Consider the following 17755-nt stretch of genomic DNA (forward strand, 5'->3'; position numbering starts at 1 on the left):
CAATACTAGATAATAAAATGTTGAGATCTTGTCCTAATAGGAGGCCATATGAACTTTTTGTTCGATCCGGTTAAATTTGATGGCCAGACGATGCTGTGGTCGCATGTCGCCAAATCAGATACCGCTTATCCCGGCTTTTATCACTGGCATCAATGCATGGAGATGCTCTATGTCCATGAAGGGGAGGGGAGCATTATCGTGAACCAGCATACGTATGAAATGCGTTCAGGGATGCTCTTCCTGTTTCAACCCTTTCAGTTGCATAAAGTATTTGCCAATGTGAGCAAAGAGAAGCCGTATACACGCACGATTGCGTTTTTTGATCCGTCCGTATTCTCGGATAGCCTGGCGCCTTTTCCGCTGCGTCATAGCCTGTTTATGAAGATATGGCAGGGGAGAACGACAGGTCCTGCATTCGATTTATTCCAGGAAATCAAGCAAATAGAAGACTGCTTTATTCATTTCGATGAGATGAGCAAGCAGGGAAGAGGCCAAGAGCAGGAGGAGGTCACGATGCTGCTTCTGCAGCTGATGGGGACCATTCATAAAGCAAAGGGACATCTGCAGGACCTTGAAGCAATCGAAACGGATGGAAGAGCATTGCGTTATTCGGAGAAAATCATGCAATGGATCGAAACGCATTATGCCGAAGAGGTTAGTCTGGACCATTTGGCAGAATGGCTGCATCTATCCAAATTTTATGTATCGCGAGTGTTTCATGAAGAAACTGGGAGCCATATTACGGATTATTTGACCGCAAGAAGAATTAAGCAAGCAAGCAGGCTGCTGCAATCTTCTACGCACTCTATCGAACAGGTCGGCATACTCGTCGGATATCCTAATGTTTCATATTTTATTCATATGTTTAAGAAGGTAGTAGGCGTTACGCCGCTAAAGTATCGGCAGCGGCATGTAGGGAATTCGAAATGAGAAATGAACGTCAATATAATAAACAAAAAGCTGCTGTCGCAATGGGCGACAACAGCTTAGGGTAAACGCTTCGTGAAAAAGACGGAACTAGCTTAAGACACGTCTTGCCGTGACATACTTCTTTGACCAATAGCTGTTATTAAGGTTTGTCACCGAAACGCCTTTGCTTGAGGAGCTGTGAATAATTTTGTTATTGCCCGCATAAATGGCTACGTGGCTGATCGACTTGCCGTTTGTGTTGAAGAAAACAAGATCGCCCGTGCTTAAAGAGCCTTTCGCAACCTTCTTGCCGACTGTAGCTTGAGCTCCAGAGGTGCGTGGAAGGGAAACATCTAGTCCTTTAAACAGAAATTGGGTGAAGGATGAGCAGTCAAAAGCGTATGTAACGCCAGCAGGTGCACCGAATTTATAAGGTGTCCCAAGGTATTGTTTGCCTGAAGAAATAAGATTTAACGTTTCTGGTGTTGCTGCATGCGCTTTAGGCGCAAAAGATCCGAATGTGATAGCCGACATGACGATCGCGCTGCAAATGCCTGCTTTGGCAATCGATTTCAAAAAGTGTGATGTTCTCATGCTGTCAGGATGTCCCTCCGCGTTTCGTATTATGTGTATGACTATAACACATCTGAAACACTCGAAATTTCCACATGAGAGCGAAGGGTTAGCTGTTTCAAGGATTCTGAGCGATTATGAGAAATAAATGAAAAAATATTAATAAATTAAGGATTGCAACTTGCATTAAGGCATGTTTACGCCTCTAGCGCTTACGAGCAGCGAGTACCATTGCTCTCTCGTCATGATTTCGGATTGCCGAACCGCGTCCTTACAAGCAATAATACGCTCTGGATTAACCGTGCCAATAACAGGCTGAATGCGTGCGGGGTGCTTCATGAGCCATGCGAGCACGACGGATTCAGGAGTTGTCTCGTTCTCGTCAGCAATTTGCTTAACCATAGCGGCTGTCTGAATCTCCGCTTCGGATGCATTCTCCGAAACCCTTCCCGAAAATCTTCCTTGCGCAAGCGGGCCCCAAGCTTGAATTTGAATGTCTTCCATCTGCATGAATTCCATTAGACCCTCAGCAAAATTATCTTTTAAGCCAGCCTTTTGGTTAACATGAATGCCTTGATCGACCCAGTCATGGCGAAGCAAGCTAAGCTCAAGCTGGTTTACGACGATCGGATCTGGCAGCGCGCGCTGGAGGAAACGGATTTGTCCGGGGCTCATATTCGACACGCCAAAGCTCCGTACCTTCCCAGAAAGCTTCAGCTTCGTAAAGGCTTCAGCGATTTCATCCGGCTCCATAAGCGGATCTGGACGGTGAAGCAGCAATACATCTAGATATTCCGTTCCAAGACGCTCTAAAATACCGTCCACGGAAGGCAAAATATGCTCTTTCGAAAAATTGAATCTACCAGGCAATACACCGTCAGAGAGCTGGATGCCCACCTTGGATTGAATGACGATTTGTTCACGAAGCTTTGGCTGCTGCTTCAGTACTTGTCCGAAGACAGACTCTGCTTTGCCTCTCGTATAAATATCAGCATGATCATACATGGTAATACCAATGGATAGGGCAGCTTCAACGGCTGCTTCAGCCTGACGAATATGATTTGTCGTGATGGGGTCTGCAAGATCCCAGCTTCCGCCGAGCCCCATGCAGCCTAGCGCCAATCGGCTATCAGATATCCCGCGACGCTCTAATGGCATCAATTTCATTTTTCATCAACCTCCGCATATTTATATTCAAGCTCAGACGGTTACTATTATACCTTGCTATCAATTTTCATATAAGGACTGAAAAAAAGTTCACTAAGTAACTTTGTTACGCGCGAGGGAAATGGCGGTATCTTAGATTGCAAGCGCTTCATATTGATGCTACATTACTAGTGATGAGTACAGTTTGTTACTATTATATTTTGGGAGGTATATCGATTGGCGTTTATTACTTGTAACTTTTTCTCTGAAGCATTAGGTCTAAGCACGTCGATGACCGTTATTTTACCTCAACAAACCGCCACGCAAATTGGTATGAACAGTCGAAGCAGCCAGAAGCTGCACAAAACATTATATTTATTGCACGGTTTCTCCGATGACGATACGATATGGACGAGAAGAACGTCTATCGAACGATATGTAGCCGAGCTTGGGCTCGCTGTTGTCATGCCTAATGTCCATCAAAGCTTTTATACGGATATGGAATACGGCAATAAGTATTGGACCTTCTTGACTGAAGAGCTCCCAGCAATAGCCCGTTCCTTCTTCCCTCTATCAGACGAGCGTGAGGATAATTATGTTGCAGGTTTGTCGATGGGAGGATATGGCGCATTCAAATGGGCGCTAAGGCATCCTGACCGGTTTGCTGCCGCGGGAAGCTTGTCAGGTGCTCTTGATATGGCTAACCATATCAAAGACCCGGCTGCGCCCCATATGAAGCCTTATTTCCATCTGATTTATGGAGAGAAAGATATTAAGGGTACCGATGAGGACTTGCTGCATCTCGTAGCGGAGCGTAAGGATACATCTTTGGCAAAGCCATTGCTCTATCAGTGCTGCGGGACGGAAGACTTTCTCTACCAAGATAATGTCGCGTTCCGTGATGCCTGTGAGGCAGCTGATTATCCGCTGACTTATATAGAAGGGCCGGGAAGCCATGAGTGGGGATATTGGGACACGCATATTCAGTCTTTCTTGCAATGGCTCCCGATAGAAAAATAAGGAAATGATTCACAATAAAAAATCACGCGCGATGATAGACAATCGCGCGTGATTGTTTTTTTACCGACAGAAGCATTTTTCGATAAATATTTTATGGTTTATTGCAGATAAGGGTTGCAAAATGAATCCGCTCCCATTATGATTTGAGTAGGATTAACATTTACATTTTTGGATAAACAAATATATTAATCCAATGAAATGATGAAGTCATTTTAACCCAACATACGAAGCGAGGATGATTCATTTGGCAAACCGTATAACGATTAATGCCGATTTGGCAGCAGGCACGATTAACCGCAACATTTATGGACATTTTTCTGAGCATCTTGGACGCTGTATTTATGAAGGAATTTGGGTAGGCGAGGATTCCCCGATTCCGAATACGAACGGGATCCGCAACGATGTAGTCGCCGCGCTTAAGCAGTTGAAAATTCCGGTTCTTCGCTGGCCGGGCGGTTGTTTCGCCGATGAATATCATTGGAAGGACGGCATCGGTCCGCGCGAGTCGCGCAAACGGATGATCAACACGCACTGGGGCGGCGTGCTTGAGAACAATCATTTTGGAACGCATGAGTTTTTGATGCTTTGTGAGATGCTGGAATGCGAGCCGTATATTTCGGGTAACGTGGGAAGCGGCACGGTTCAGGAAATGTCCGAATGGGTAGAGTACATGACCTTTGACGGCGTATCGCCTATGGCGGAGCTGCGCCAAGAGAACGGCAGGGAAAAGCCTTGGAACGTCAAATATTTTGGTGTAGGCAACGAGAACTGGGGCTGCGGCGGCAACATGCGCCCTGAATATTACGCTGATCTCTATAGAAGATATCAAACGTATGTCCGCAATTACGGCGAGAACAAGATTCACAAAATCGCATGCGGTCCAAACGTGGATGATTACCGCTGGATGGACGTCGTGATGCGTGAAGCGCACTGGATGATGGATTCAATCTCCTTGCATTATTACACGATTCCAGGCGAGTTCTGGACAGGAAAAGGCGCGGCGACTGGTTTCTCCGAGGATGAATGGTATATCACCATGAAGAAAGCGCTTTGGATGGACGAGCTGATCAAGCGTCATTCTACAATTATGGACCGTTATGATCCGAACAAACGCGTTGGCCTTATCGTAGACGAGTGGGGCACTTGGTTCGACGTTGAGCCAGGTACAAACCCAGGCTTCCTTTACCAGCAGAACACGATTCGCGATGCGCTCGTTGCGGGCTTGACGCTAAATATTTTCCACGATCACTGTGATCGGGTTCAGATGGCGAATATCGCTCAGGTGATTAACGTGCTGCAATCGGTTATTTTGACCGAGGGCGAGAAAATGGTTCTGACGCCGACTTATCATGTTTTTGATATGTATAAAGTGCATCAAGACGCAACGCTGCTGACAACATCGATTGACAGTCAGGATTACGCGCATAATGATCAGAAGATTCCTCAGGTATCGGTATCGGCATCCAAAGATGCAGAAGGCCGTATCCATGTTAGCTTGTGTAATCTGGATAACCATTCCGGCGCCGATATTGAAATTGATGTTCGCGGCCTCATTGGAGCGGGACTTCAAGTTACAGGCACGGAGCTTACAGCGGCAATTAAGGATGCACACAATACCTTTGAGCAGCCGGAAGCGGTAGTGCCGACAGCTTATCAGGCGTTTACGGTCGACGGCTCAAAAATCAGCGCGAAGCTCTCGCCAATGTCCGTTACGGTGCTTGAGCTGATCTCGGAATAAGGCAAGCCTCAAGATGAACAGCAAAAATCAATGCAAGGGATGCCGGGATGATTACCGCGTAACCGATGAGCAGATTGACCGTATTTTGGCAGCGCCGATGTTTCAGTCCGATATTAGCGTACCGGATGACGTATACGAGCAGCGTTTGCTCGCTTGCAGAGCCTGCCCAAAGTTTCAGTATGGCACAACTTGTACTGTTTGCGGCTGCTTCGTGCGTATCGCTGCCAAATATAAAGACCGTGCTTGTCCGAATCCCGGAGACAGCCGTTGGAAGAGGTTTGCGTAAACATAATTAAGTTCGTTTAAAAGGCCGCTTTCCGTTATTACGGGGAGCGGCCTTCGTTATATTTAAGGAGATCAATGGCAATGAACGGCGGAAATTCATAAATTTTAACCTGATATTGCAAATACATTCCGAAATCATCTTTGTAAAATAAAGCTTATGAAGGGATGGCGCACTTATCAGAACTTAGGCTAAAGGAGCTCTTTGCTATAGGGGCGCCTTTCTTCATAGATTAGATGATACATTATGTATCATTATTCCGCATGCATGCTTCTTATAGCGATCATGCTTATCTCTCAATATCACATCTTGTACTTGGAAGGGACGATTTCAATGATGAATTGTAAGCGTTTTATGTCGGTTGGTTTAATTGTTTTACTGCTGGCCATGGCTGTGCCTAGCTTTGCTTTTGCGGCTGAATCTCCTGTATTTACGCTCACGCAGGAGAAGTCGGACAACAATATCAAAATCGTCGTTACCGCGGATAAATTAAAGGATATGTACGCATTTGAAGTAAAGCTTTCCTTTGATGCAAAGAAGCTTCGTTTAAAGAGCGCAAGCAGCGGTATCACGGGTTATTCGATTTCACCGATTGTGGAAGGGAATCAAATTGTTTACGCAACGACAAAAATCGGAAAAAAACAGGGAGAAAACGGAAAGAGTATGTTATCCAGCTTCTTATTCGAAGGCTTAGGCAAAGGGGAGACGGAGGTCAAGCTTACCGATGTAAAGCTTGTAAACAGCGTACTCGAATCGGTTACGCTTAAACCAAACGTTAAGATCTCGGCCGCTTTGGCAGATATCGCTGTTTTATTTAAGGATATTACAGGACACTGGGCAAAAGCGGCAATAGAACGAGCGGTCAAACTGGGCTTCATTAATGGTTATACCGACAGCACCTTTCGTCCGAATGCTCAGGTAACCCGTGCTGAGTTTGCGGCAATGCTCGTCCGGGCACTGGATTTGCAAGCAAAAACGGGAGATAAAGCATCGTTTACGGATGCAAGCAGCATACCAGGCTGGGCCTCCGGGTTTGTAGCCACGGCGGTAGAGGTGGGTATCCTAAAGGGTTATGAGGATCATACCTTCCGACCTGGCAAGCCGATTAACCGCAGCGAAATTGCCGTGATGATAACGAGAGCTCTTGCTTGGCAGGCAAATCCAGCCAAAAAATCATCTTTTGCTGACCGTGATTTGATTCCGGCTTGGGCGCATCCTTCCATTGCGATGGCTGCTGAAGCAGGCATCATCAAGGGCAGAGGCGCGAACCAATTTGCACCAAGCGCAAATGCGACCCGAGCGGAAGCGGTAACTCTTTTGCTTGCCGTCATTGATTTAAAGGAGTAAGCAGCCCTGCTGCCGAGCGGCAGGAAACAGATGCATGAGGAGTAGATCAAATGAAAAACTCGATTTTGATTATTGGCGTTTTTCTTCTAGCTACGGCCTTCGGTTTGCTCCTAATTTTGAAATCGGATAAAACGAGCGGAACGGAAGGCGGCAAATTGAACGCTTCCGCGCTTGAGAATATATTAAGCGTGGATCAGGAAGCCGCCTTGCATCGTACAGCTACATCCGGTGTCAAGGCGCCTGCCTTTACTTTGAAAGCCGTAAATGGAAAAACGTATACCGTTGCTGAAACAAATGACAAACCGATTGTTTTGCAATTTTGGGCCAGCTGGTGCGAGGCTTGCAGCGTAGAAGCCCCTACCTTGAAGAAGCTGCATGAGACATTTCGGGATAAAGTCGATTTTTATGGCGTGAATTTATCTTCAGAGGAGAAGCAAGCCGATCAAATAAACGCATTCATTCAGAAAAACGAATGGGGCTTCACCAATCTGCTTGATGCTAACAAACGTGCCTCCTATTTATACGAGCTGCATGCATTGCCTACCACATTCATCATCGATAAGGACGGTACTGTGCTGGATACATTCCATCTGATTGATCCGATGGAATTCGAGAGCAAGCTGGAAATGTTAACGGAGGGGAGGTGAGCACGGGCGACAAGGACGAAGGAGGAAAGTTAAACAAAGAGTCCAATTTAACCGCTATTCATCGTGACCAAAGTTTGAGGGAGTGAAGCAAGATGAGGTTCAGCGCAAAGCTGAAAACAATGATCGTTTTACCGCTTGTTTTCACCATGTACGTAAGCTCCTTTTTGCCTGCTGTGCATGTAGAAGCATCGGCGGAGGCAGAGCCTGGATTTTTCGAGGATCATTTCAATCGGTCAATTATAAATGACAATTGGAATGTCATCGATGGAGCATGGTCGATTTCAAACGGCAAATTGACAGCAGAAAGCAGCACGGCCTCTAAAGCGCTGGTAAAACAAACGGAAATTCAGGACGGCAGCGTCGAAGCCGACATCAGCTTTCCTAATCGGAACGGGGATGCAGGCTTTCTGATTCGTACGGTCAGCGCAGCGCCGGGCGCAGACAATGTGAAAGGCTATTACGCGGGCATTTCCGCCCAAGGCTCGGGCAGTGTATTCCTGGGACGCATGGATAACAAATGGACGGAGCTGAAGCGTGCTTCAATTGCCGTTAATCCAAATGCGGCTTATCACTTTAAAGTCAGCGCTGTAGGCTCGCAAATCAAGTTTTATGTAAACGGTGCGCTTGTTTTAGAGCAAACGGATACAACCTACGCGAAAGGCCAAGTAGGCGTTAGGCTCTATCAGTCCCAGCCGGCCTACGATAATTTACAAGTTTCCGATGATAAAGGCGAGGCTTTATTCACGGATGCATTCGACACTTCCGTACCAGGATTGACTTTGCCTAATTGGCAATCCTTGCAGGGTGATTGGAAATTGCAATCGGGCGGGATCACTGTAAATGCCGGTCAGGAGCAATCGCTGCTCGTGAAAGAAACGGTTTTCAATGATTTTACGGTGGAGACGGATGTTAAGCTCCAGGCAGCAGCCGGTATGGCGGGACTATTATTTCGCAGTCAATCCGTCAGTCAAGGACACGAGACTGAAGGTTATTACGCCGGTCTGCGCGGAGACGGAAATCTCGTTCTTCGCCGGTTAAATGACGAATGGACCGACCTCAAGGTCGTTAAAACCTTGGATACGGTAACGGCGAACAAATTCTATCAGCTGAAGGTCGTAACCTATGGAAACGGAATTAAAATCTATTTGGATGATATGCATAACCCGGTTCTAGAATACAGCGACGAAAGTGCGGATAAATTCACTTCCGGAGGAGTAGGCGTATGGGCGGATGAGGTTCAGCCTGTATTTGACAACTTTATCGCAAGCGACTATGCCGTCCCCGCAGAGACGTTCAAAGAGCCGGTGAAAAATAAGGACCCATTGGTGCAAACACCGTTTGTACCGCTTCCGCTTGGCTCCGTAAAGGCAGATGGCTGGCTGCTAAAGCAGCTGGAGCTTATGAAGGACGGAGCGACCGGCTATGCGGAGGATCTATACGGTGAGCTGAACACAAATTCGGAATGGCTGGGGGGAACAGCGCCAGAGTCGAACTGGGAACGCCCTATCTATTATGTGAAGGGTCTAGTCTCCCTTGCATATACGCTGGACGATCCGGAATTGATTGCGAAATCACAAAAATGGATCAATTGGATGCTGGAGAGCCAGAAAGATGACGGTTCATTCGGTCCTGCCAGCGACAATGATTGGTGGCCGCGCATGGTCGCGATCTATGTGTTAAAGGATTATTACGAAGCGACAGACGACGAGAGGGTTCTTACCTTCCTAACAAGTTATTTCCATTATCAGCAAAACAACCTGGATCAGCGTCCTTTAAGGGATTGGGGTCAAATTCGCAGCGGCGACAACTTGAATGTCGTGTTATGGCTTTATAACCGAACAGGCGATCCATTCCTGCTTCAGTTAGCCGAGAAGCTGCATAGTCAAGGCACTGATGCGACCGATGTTTTTGCTAATAATAACTTCTTAACAGCCGCTAAGAGCAACCCCGATAACTTCTACACGCAGCATACGGTCAACGTAAATCAGGCGATTAAGACACCTGCCATTTATTATCAATTATCGAACAATGAAGCGGACAAAGAGGCTTTCCAAGCCGGCGTCCAGCATTTGAACCAATCGCATAATCAAATTACCGGCATTAATTCCGGTACAGAAATGCTTGCCGGGCTGGCATCCACGCAAGGCGTTGAGCTTTGCGCGATCGTGGAGCGGGTACATAGCAACGCGGTTGCTGCCATGATTACCGGCGATCCGACGATCGGAGACGCGCTTGAGAAGATTACCTTCAACTCGCTGCCAGGCGCGATGAGCAAGGATATCAAGACGCATCAATATTACTCGCTTCCGAACCAAGTGCAAAGCGGGGTAACGGATCACGGTTTTAAGCAAAATTACGGTAATGGCACCGTGCAGTCCCCTTATTCGGGCTTCCCGTGCTGCCGATTCAACATGCATATGGGCTGGCCTTATTTTGTGAAGGACATGTGGGCTGGTACATCTGATGGAGGGCTTGGGGTCATCGCATACGGGCCCAGCCGCGTTTCATCCAAAATTAAAGGCGCGAATGTCACGGTGAAGGAAACGACGAATTATCCATTTGAGGATCAAATTCGCTTCACGATCGAAGAGGCGTCCGAGAGCGTGAAGTTTCCGCTTAAGCTGCGTATTCCGGATTGGACGGAAAATGCTGTTATCACGGTAAACGGTCAGCCGCAAGCTGCGGTTAAATCGGGGGAGTATTTCACGATTGACCGGCAATGGGAACAAGGAGATACGGTTGTATTGACGCTGCCGATGGAACTGAAAACCTCAACTTGGGTTAACAATTCAATTGGCATCGAACGCGGACCGCTTGTTTTCTCGCTAAAAATTGAGGAGGACTGGAAAGAGAAATCTAATCCAGCACCTCAGATTAAGGCGCCCGGCTTCAAGGAATACACCATCGATGCGGAATCTCCTTGGAACTATGGTTTGCTCCTTGACCGGGATAATCCAGCGGCATCGATTGAGGTTGTAACCTCTGAAATGCCAGAAAATCCATTTTTACAGGAGACGACCCCGATTAAGTTGATCGCGAAGGGCAAGCGTATTCCGGCATGGGGCAAAGCGCCGAACGGTGTCTCAGCCGCAGAGCCTCCCGTCGGCCCTGTATATTCAGCTGAGCCTACGGAGAATATCACGCTGGTGCCTTTCGGAGCCGAAAACCTGAGGGTAACGTATTTCCCTGAGGTTACGGGAGACTTAAGCGTTATGTCGGCAAAATATGAAGCGGAGAATGCTCAGCTGTTTAAGGCGACCGCCCGCAGCAATAATGTTCATGCGTCTGGAGCGAGCTACGTAGGCGGCATGGATTATGCGGACAGCTACGTTGACTTTAATCAAGTGGCGGCTCCGGCGGCAGGGACGTATAAAATGTTCATTTGGTACGGCCAAAACACCGGAAACTACCAGCCTGCAACCGCCAAAATTATTGTAAACGGCGGCGAAGAACAGACGACTGAGCTCGCAGGCACGATTAATTGGGGCAGGTTCATGGCAACAAGCATAAACGTTGAGCTTAAGGAGGGGCTCAACTCGATTAAATTTATGCGGGGCACGGGACCGAATCCGGGTTTCTATGAGCTGGACTATATCGCATTGTCCAAAGCAAGCGATACAGCCGTTGAACCATCGGATGAACCGACAGCTGCATGGACGGGGACCGCGAGCATCCCGAGCGGTGAGCAAGCCGAGCTTGTTTTAGGGGTCCGCAATGTGACGGACAGCGTGTATCAGAGCGTCTACGCACAGGATGTAACGGTTACCTTTGATCCAAGCAAGTTAAGTTTCTCGGGTGCCGTCTCCTTACGGGATGGTCTGAGCCTACTGGAGCCAAAGGTGCTGGAACCGGGGAAAATCCGGATTCTAGCATTCGGTGAAGGAGCAGGCTTGTCGCCGAACGAGGAATGGCTGAAGCTTACCTTCCAGGCCGGAATGCTGGAGGAAGCGGCAAGCACGACCATTGCCGTAACCGACATACTGCTTGCTAACGCCGAGGGACAGGAGCTTCGCCTTAATGCAGCGGAGCATCTCCTGCAAATTCAAGCTGCTCCAGCGGATAAATCAGTATTGAACGCGGATATTACGGCAGCGCAAGGCTTGCATGACGAAGCAGTGACAGGTACACAGCCAGGTCAATATCCAGCGGCGGTTAAGCAGCTGCTGCAAGCAGCAATAACCAAAGCGAAGCAAACAGCTGACGATGACCAGGCAACCAAAGAAGAAATCACTGCCGCTATAGCGAAGCTGAGCGAAGCAGTTAATATCCTCCGTGCAAGCGTAATCGGGCAAAATACGGGTGACGTGAATCAAGATAATAAAATTACGATTGGCGATCTGGCCATTGTGGCCTCCGCTTATGGCAAAACCAGCAGCGATCCGAATTGGGCGCTGTACCAGAAGGCTGATTTAAACCGTGATGGGAAAGTAGACATAGAGGATCTTGCTATGGTTGCAGGCCGGATTATCGACTAAACGGACCATGGAGGAAGGAGCATCACTTCCTCCGCCAAATTTAAGTTTCTTATTATGAAATTTTGGAGGTTCCATTCATGTTGAAACGAAGCAAGGCAATAAGCACGCTAGTGGCATTTTCAATGTTATTTACCATGTTGGCTTCCGCTGTCTCTTTTACGCCGCGCGCTGCGGCCGCAGAGGGTGCGGAAGAGCCTCAGTACCACGGCTTAAAAGCCGAATATTATACAGCAGGCGGTCCGCCTAATTTCACTTTTGGTACCTTTAAAGGCACCGGTTATGATCCGAGTCTGGATATATCTAATCTTGAGCCGTCTATCAAAATGTATACAGGTCAAGAGAACCGTGTCGGCATCAGATGGACCGGATTTATTCAGCCTGAATTCACCGAAAATTATACCTTTTATATTTCCGGCGACAACGGCTTCCGCCTTTGGATCGACGATAAGCTCACGATTGATCACTGGATAGCTGACTGGGACAAAGAACAAACCTCGCTTCCGGTTGCTTTGACCGCTGGCCAGAAACACAAAATTAAGCTGGAGCTATTCGAGGATAACGGCGGCTCGAATGTGCATGTGCGCTGGTCCAGCCCAAGCGTCACGAAGGAAGCGGTTCCGACGGAAGCCTTTTATTTGCCGGACGGCTTTGCGCCAGGCGGTACGATACTCGAGGACGGCCTCAGCGCCGAGCTTCCATTTGAGGAATCGCTTAAGCCCGTTACTGCCGAATTCATTAAGCATTTGCAGGTGAATATCTCGACGGGCAGTCTGGCTATCGACTCGGCGGCTTTGAAGGCAGGCGATGATAAGGTTGTCGTTGTCAACTTCAAGGAAGCGGTCTATTCCAAGGACGTTGGCAATGTAAAAGTGGTTTACGACGGTCAAGGTGGCCTGGAAACGCTGGCAGGTGCAGTCGTAGCGAGCTTCGATAAGCCGTTGCTGAATGGTTCGAAATATCAAATCATGTCGCCGTGGGCGGATGACGTAGATAAAGAAAATGTACTTCCTGAATATCCTAGGCCTCAATTAGTGCGCGAGGATTGGGTGAATTTGAACGGGGAGTGGGAGTTCCAAGCAGCGAAAAAGGGAGAAGCTATTCCGTCAGGCAAATCGCTGGAAGAGAAGATTCTCGTACCGTTTGCCGCCGAAGCGAAGCTCTCGGGCATCAATCGCGTAGAGGACTTGATGTGGTATAAACGCAGCTTTTCGGTTCCGGAGAACTGGGACAGCCAGCGCGTGAAGCTTAATTTTGGGGCGGTCGACTATTTGGCAACGGTGTACGTGAATGGTCAATTGGCAGGCAGCCACAAGGGCGGCTACACCTCGTTCAGCTTCGATATTACGGATTATCTTGTGCCAGGCGATAATGAACTGATCGTCCATGTGCTTGATGAGACGGATATGGGCGCGGATCAAGCGGTCGGCAAGCAAACGGTGAAAAAGCTTGGGGGCATTTGGTACACCTCCGTTTCGGGCATCTGGCAGACGGTATGGCTCGAGCCGGTTGCCGAAGCGCATATCGATAAGCTGGATATGTCGACGGACATTCAAAACGGTGTTTTGAAATTAAACGCAGCCGGCATCGGCATCCAAGGTCAAACGATCGAAGCTGTCGCGATGGCGAACGGGGAAGTCGTCGGAACCGCAGCCGGTGCGGTTGGCACAGAAATAGCGGTACCCGTACCGAACGCTAGATTATGGTCTCCTGACGATCCATTCCTCTATGATTTAAAGGTTTATTTGAAGGATGGCGAGCAAACTGTAGACGAGGTAACGAGCTACTTCGGTATGAGAGAAATTAAGCTGGGCAAGGTCGACGGCATTACCCGTCCGCTGTTGAATGGAAAGTTCGTGTTTCAAATGGGGCCGCTTGACCAAGGCTTCTGGCCGGACGGCATCTATACGGCTCCAACGGATGAGGCTCTAAAATTTGATATCGAAACGGTTAAACGCGTAGGCATGAATACGATTCGCAAGCATATTAAAGTGGAGCCTGCCCGCTGGTATTATTGGGCGGATAAGCTTGGCGTGCTCGTATGGCAGGATATGCCGAGTTTAGAGGACCGCCAAGGCAACAGGGGCTCGGATATTACGGCAGATACGAAGACGCAGTGGTTTAAAGAGTACAAAGAGATGGTTGACCAGCTTCGCAGCGTGACATCGATTATTGTTTGGACGGTGTTTAATGAAGGCTGGGGGCAATTCGACCAAGGCGGACAGCAGACAAGGGATGCTACCAGCTATGTGAAAAGTCTTGACTCGACTCGTCTTGTGAACAGCACGAGCGGCTGGTGGGATGCAGGCGCGGGCGATTTGCTAGATATGCATCGGTATCCTGACCCAGGCGCACCAAGCCCAAGCGATACAAGAGCGGCTGTTCTGGGCGAATACGGCGGTTTAGGCCTTCATGTACCGGGGCATGAGTGGAGTCCGCTCGTCTTTTCATACCAATTGATGAACAGCAAAGAACAGCTGACTTCGACTTACATCACGTATATCAATAAGGTGAAGCAGCTGAAGGAAACAGGCTTAAGCGCTGCGATTTATACGCAAATCACGGATGTGGAATATGAAATTAACGGCTTGATGTCATACGACCGCAAAGTTGAGAAGATGGACTTTGACCGCATAGCGGCAGCCCATCGCGATCTTATCGGCACAGCTACAAAAGCGGATCTGCTCGCAGAAATCGCTGCTTCTGAAGCATTATCAAGCAAAGCGAAAGTCGGCGAAGGAACGGGAGAGTATAAGCAGGCCGTTGCGGATGCCTTCCAAGCGCTGATTGATTCTGCCAAAGAGACAGTCCAAAACGAGAACGCATTACCTGCCGATATCCAAAATGATTTAAAGGCGCTTCAAGCCGGACGCGTCCAATTTTTCACCAACGTAAACGATCCGATTCCGGCAGGCTCATCGGTCGACTCGTTTGATGCAGCGGTGTTAGATTCCGCGTGGTCGGTCTTTAAAGCGGATAATTCCAAATGGTCACTGACGCGTAAACCAGGGTTTCTAAGCTTGGATACGTCAGCAGGAGATACCTATCAAACGTCAAATAACCTGCCGAACATATTCCTTAAAGACGCACCGGCAGGGGATTTCGTTATTACGGCAAAAGTCGACGCTCCCGTACGGAAAAACTTCCAGCAGGCAGGACTTTTCATTTGGCAAAATGAAGACAATTACTTCAAGTTTGGCCATGTCTGGGATACAGAGGGGGCTACCGGCAAAAGTCTCGAAACCGCTTATGAGAAAAATGCGGTCTATGTCAAAGCGACAAATATGGTGAAGCATCCCGGCTACGATACCTCGTATTTGCAAATTAGAAAGATCGGCAATGTTGTAACTACTTTCTATTGGGATGGGACGGCTTGGAAGCAGGCAGCTGACCCAATGACCGTAAGTTTAAGCAGTCTGAAGATTGGGTTTTACGGTCTGTCAGCAGGAGATCAAGGCTCCATTCAGGCTAATTTTGATTACTTCTCGGTTGGACCTGTCGCAGTGGCGGCTAAGGCAGCACTCCAAGCTGCCGTTGCGGCCGCTGAAGGGCAGCTAGCCGCTGCCGTAATTGGCCCCGAGCCCGGCCAATATCCGCAAGCGGCAAAGGATGCATTTGCAGCCGCAATTGCTGAAGCGAAAACGGTGGCAGCCGATGCGGGAGCGGTTCAAGCGGCAGTTGATGCTGCTGTGGCAGCTTTGAATCAAGCTTCATCAGCGTTCGCCGCCTCAGCCCAGCCAGCTGCAGACGAACCGACTGCAACGATTGCCGGCGCAGCACAGGTTAAAGCAGGTCAAACCTTTGATGTGACCATAGGTTTGTCCAATATTACAGCCGAGAAATTCCAGACGCTGTATGCTCAAATGCTGATCATAAGCTTCGATCCTACGAAATTGGCTTTTGCGGAGGCGACATCCTTAAAGCAAGGGTTTGGTATTCTTGAACAGAAAACGCTTGAGCCAGGAAAGGTTCGCATCATTGCAGCAGGTCAAGGAAATGGCGTGGATGCGAACTCTGAATGGCTGAAGCTGAGCTTTTTGGCTAATGTAACGGGAACGCCAAGTACTGCAGCAATCACCCTAAGCGGTGTAGAAGCGGCAAACGGTGAAGGCGAAGAGCTAAAAGCAGAAGGTGCTTCACACAGCGTACAAATCAGTGCCCAAGTCGATATGACGGGTCTGAATCAAGCGATTACAGCTGCAGAAGCGATCTGCAATAGTGCTGTAGTCGGCAATCAGCCGGGACAATATCCAGCAGCTGCGAAAGCGGCCTTTGCTGCGGCGATTGCGAAAGCGAAAGAGGTTGCAGTCAACCCGAACGCGAGCGACATTCAGGTAAATGAAGCGATTGCTGCGTTAAGTGCTGCCGTAACTGTATTCCAAGCTTCCGTGTTATCTGGCGATATTAACAATGATCAGAAGATAACGATCGGCGATCTTGGTATCTTAGCGGCTGCCTACGGTAAAACAAGCGCAGATCCAAACTGGTCGCAGTATAAGAAATCTGATCTCAATGCAGACGGAAAAATCGATATTGAGGATATCGCAATGCTTGCAAGATGGATTCTTGGGTAATTCTTAATCGTTGCAGTTTTAACAGTGCGACAATAAAACAGGTGACCGGCAGCGATAGGGCTGCTGGTCACCTGTTTTTGTTGAACGTACCGTGTTTTCAGTATTGCTGTATGCGATGATGATGGCCATATTTCTGGTTCGCCGCCTGATGCTCGACAGGGGCTTGATTAACTGATTGCTTATGGGCCGTTTGAGCATGAACGGGATTGTAGCTGCAGCCGTTCGGCGGTCCCAAAACGACGGTGTCTGTTAACGGAGCAAGCGTATCTTTTAATTTAGCTTCATCCAGGCAATAGGTATAGGCCAGCACATTGGTAGGGGTTAAACGCAAAATGTCAGATCCGTAAATAACATCAGGAACCGGGGCATCGAAGATCGCCAGCAGATGCGTGTTGTCGAGCGTAGCGATTTCGTAATGCCACCAGCCCTGCGGTAAGTTGACGACTTGACCGGGCACTACATTGAAATGGAGGAGCTGCTTGGTAAATGGATTTAAGAGAGAGATCTCTGCTGCGCCAGAAATACAGTATACAAGCTCCGCGGCATTTTGATGGTAATGCGGCTCTACCACGTTTCCTATGCTGAGGAAAATATCGAGCAGCGATAAATTGGTCAAAGTGTTTAGCTGTTTAACGGATAATAAATTTAAGTAGTTGTAAGGATCTTTTTTGAAAATCGGATTGGTGTTTACATCGAATGCAAATTGCGTCCCCGGGGACGTGTAGTCTATATATGAATTCATGCGAATGGTATGCTCCTTTTCAATAAGGTGATTAAATTCTCATGAAAACAGAGTATGTGTTTGCCTAGTTCGGTGTGAGTTTATTTACAAACTCAAACTTCGCAGCTTGAAATAGGCAGATAAGCCTTGAGATAACTGGGCAAACCGGCGATCCATTGTTGTAGTTGACTTTTAATTAATTTTGAAAGTTTTTTGTTTGCCGTTGCTGCGACTTCATTGATCAAGTCGAGCAGTTGCTGTAACGCGATCACCCAATCCATGGTGCCGACCTCATCACATAGCAAATAAAACAACCCGCCTAGAG

At 48.2% G+C, this 17755-nt stretch carries 11 protein-coding genes and 1 pseudogene; 8 read left to right on the forward strand and 4 right to left on the reverse strand.

What is annotated here, in order from left to right; translation table 11 throughout:
• Positions 1-48 precede the first annotated feature (48 nt).
• Positions 49-930: a helix-turn-helix domain-containing protein gene (locus tag RCO25_RS21715; protein WP_308998223.1), complete on the forward strand. Its 882-nt coding sequence runs from the start codon at positions 49-51 to the stop codon at positions 928-930.
• Between the two features lie 87 nt (positions 931-1017).
• Here the strand turns inward: RCO25_RS21715 and RCO25_RS21720 are convergent, their stop codons facing one another.
• A complete protein-coding gene (locus tag RCO25_RS21720) occupies positions 1018-1503 on the reverse strand; it encodes a C40 family peptidase (protein ID WP_308998224.1) in 486 nt (161 codons plus the stop codon).
• Between the two features lie 165 nt (positions 1504-1668).
• The gene (locus tag RCO25_RS21725) at positions 1669-2649 is read right to left on the reverse strand and encodes an aldo/keto reductase (RefSeq protein ID WP_308998225.1); all 981 of its coding nucleotides are present in this window, start codon (positions 2647-2649) and stop codon (positions 1669-1671) included.
• Positions 2650-2865: 216 nt separating this feature from the next.
• On the opposite strand from RCO25_RS21725, the gene RCO25_RS21730 reads away from it, so the two are divergent.
• The 7 genes from RCO25_RS21730 to RCO25_RS21760 all read left to right on the forward strand — a co-directional run bounded on the left by RCO25_RS21730 (position 2866) and on the right by RCO25_RS21760 (position 16709).
• Complete coding sequence (locus RCO25_RS21730; protein ID WP_308998226.1) at positions 2866-3648, forward strand: alpha/beta hydrolase; 783 nt, start codon at positions 2866-2868, stop codon at positions 3646-3648.
• Positions 3649-3892: 244 nt separating this feature from the next.
• Positions 3893-5386, forward strand: a complete 1494-nt coding sequence (locus tag RCO25_RS21735; protein ID WP_374992140.1) for an alpha-N-arabinofuranosidase — start codon at positions 3893-3895, stop codon at positions 5384-5386.
• A 13-nt stretch (positions 5387-5399) separates the two neighbouring features.
• Positions 5400-5672, forward strand: a complete 273-nt coding sequence (locus tag RCO25_RS21740; RefSeq protein WP_308998228.1) for a DUF6171 family protein — start codon at positions 5400-5402, stop codon at positions 5670-5672.
• Between the two features lie 330 nt (positions 5673-6002).
• Positions 6003-7016: an S-layer homology domain-containing protein gene (locus RCO25_RS21745; protein ID WP_308998229.1), complete on the forward strand. Its 1014-nt coding sequence runs from the start codon at positions 6003-6005 to the stop codon at positions 7014-7016.
• Positions 7017-7066: 50 nt separating this feature from the next.
• Positions 7067-7663, forward strand: coding sequence for a TlpA family protein disulfide reductase (locus tag RCO25_RS21750; RefSeq protein WP_308998230.1), 597 nt, complete (start codon positions 7067-7069; stop codon positions 7661-7663).
• 92 nt (positions 7664-7755) lie between these two features.
• A complete protein-coding gene (locus RCO25_RS21755; protein WP_308998231.1) occupies positions 7756-12138 on the forward strand; it encodes a beta-L-arabinofuranosidase domain-containing protein in 4383 nt (1460 codons plus the stop codon).
• Positions 12139-12215: 77 nt separating this feature from the next.
• Positions 12216-16709 (forward strand): PA14 domain-containing protein, encoded by a 4494-nt coding sequence (locus tag RCO25_RS21760; RefSeq protein WP_308998232.1) that lies wholly within the window; start codon positions 12216-12218, stop codon positions 16707-16709.
• A gap of 97 nt (positions 16710-16806) precedes the next feature.
• On the opposite strand, the gene RCO25_RS21765 is transcribed toward RCO25_RS21760, so the two are convergent.
• The gene (locus RCO25_RS21765; protein WP_308998233.1) at positions 16807-17451 is read right to left on the reverse strand and encodes a cupin domain-containing protein; all 645 of its coding nucleotides are present in this window, start codon (positions 17449-17451) and stop codon (positions 16807-16809) included.
• Positions 17452-17543: 92 nt separating this feature from the next.
• Positions 17544-17755, reverse strand: a pseudogene (locus RCO25_RS21770) (IS4 family transposase); the annotation flags it as partial.

The organism is Paenibacillus sp. LHD-38 (assembly GCF_031157315.1).
Classification (GTDB): Bacteria; Bacillota; Bacilli; order Paenibacillales; family Paenibacillaceae; genus Pristimantibacillus.